This window comes from Paenibacillus sp. EKM211P, assembly GCF_011066175.1.
GTDB lineage: Bacteria > Bacillota > Bacilli > Paenibacillales > Paenibacillaceae > Paenibacillus > Paenibacillus polymyxa.
This window is the reverse complement of record NZ_JAAMNS010000042.1, coordinates 1-1,703: the sequence shown is the minus strand read 5'-3', so window position 1 is coordinate 1,703 and position 1,703 is coordinate 1. Positions and strand designations below refer to the sequence as shown.

Here is a 1,703-nt window from a genome sequence, read left to right as displayed (position 1 = left end):
AGCCATTGGACAAATCAGTCTCAACTTCGATCAGAACGCCATCTATCCCATATAGACACGCTCCATGTAATTTTCCATACATATCAAAAAAGCACCTCTCCTCATATTGAAATGTCCCTCTCGGGAATCATTGCCTATATGAAAAAAGGTGCTTCCAAATTTTCATTCATTGCAAATATAATGTTTTAAATTTAGCTCTCAATCCTAATTTCAAACCCTCAACTAAGCTTATCTGACGACAGATTATTTGTCAATCAAGGTTAGCTTATCGGCTGCTGGAGTACGTGGTCTTGATTCCGGGGTTCGTCCAAATCAAGTTTGGACAGCACTTCAACCAGCGCAGCATCCTCCTGAACAGGAACCATGTTCTTTGGCTTTTTCTAAAATGCTATCCGCAATGCGACCGCTCCCCTTGGCAACGACAATCGGCGCTTCGCTCTCACCGGGCGTATATTTAAGGGCGACCTGCGGATGAGCATCGTTTTTCTAGCACCCGGCCGTCCCATAAGAAGGATATTATGATACATTTTCACGCATTGAAAAACCAAGTAATATCAAGGGTTTGACGATACTAAGCGGTTTTCCTTTCGGTGGGAGATCGCTTTTTTCTTTTAGGCTCTATTAAACACATTTGTGATTTTCTTATAATTTCATAAATACTATTAATTTAAAATTTATCAGGAATGATGTATTGTCGAGTTTACTTTCCACGATGATGTAACTCTAAAAAGAAGACAAGTAAGCCGTCTCCCTTTCGGTCGGCGCGAAGAGGAGAAGCCGAAGGCTTGACGAGCGTTTCCTATTGCCGTACGCGAGAGTGCGATTTCCATTCTTTATTGATTTTCTTTACCCTAACTAAAGGATGGATCATCATGGATAACTGCGTTCTCCGATAGATAAGTCTGATGAGAAATTGAAGGAACAAAAAAACCTGAGAGGTCAGGACTTTTTGCTCTGTGCGCTGCCGCGAATTCGACATTTTATTTCCACGTAGTGGCGGGAGTTTTCAGTTTTCACCCGTGAGAAGTGCGTTCAGCAGGTCTAACGATTAGAAAACCACGACTGAAAGTCGTATATTGAGGGGACTACCCCAGCCAGTATTCCCACGTACAATTACTATACCGTCGTCATGCGGAACGACGTTATGGATCGTCATGGTAGCAGCTCCTTGAAACGGCTTAACTTGACCGCCAAAAATACCAATTTCCGTGATCGAGACAAGTACCCTACTTGAGGAATTAACAAACCCAGCCAGGTTCAAGCGACTTTGGAACAAATTCGGACCTACATTGTTGATACTAAAAATGAATGCGGTACCTGCTTTAGTTCTTAGGCGACGCGTAGGTTTCAGAATTTTTCTAGAAGAATTTACTTTTCCCATTCGAATCAACTTCCCTTCTTTTGTAATAATATAGAATATGCTAGTTTTTATAGAATCGAAACAGACAAACAGATTGGAAAAAATGACCATCTTTATCAGTAGGCAATAAAAAAAGCCCCGCGATGTCAGGGCTATGCTCGTAAACTTGATTGAAGTGAGCGAACGAAAAACGACGGAGAGCTGCTCAAGCGGATTGCCACGCTACAAATGAAGATCAAGGAACTCCATCACTTGGCCGTCTGGGGTGCCTTGTGCATGATCATTAACTGGGATAAGATCCGCCAGATGGTGTATAGCGTAAATACGTATATCCGTAATTAGA

Annotated in this window: 1 pseudogene; it reads right to left on the bottom strand. The window is 42.2% G+C overall.

Features of this window, described 5'->3' with window-relative positions:
• Window positions 1-302: 302 nt before the first annotated feature.
• Window positions 303-465 (bottom strand): annotated as a pseudogene (locus G9G57_RS25235) (EscU/YscU/HrcU family type III secretion system export apparatus switch protein); the annotation flags it as partial.
• Between the last annotated feature and the right edge of the window lie 1,238 nt (window positions 466-1,703).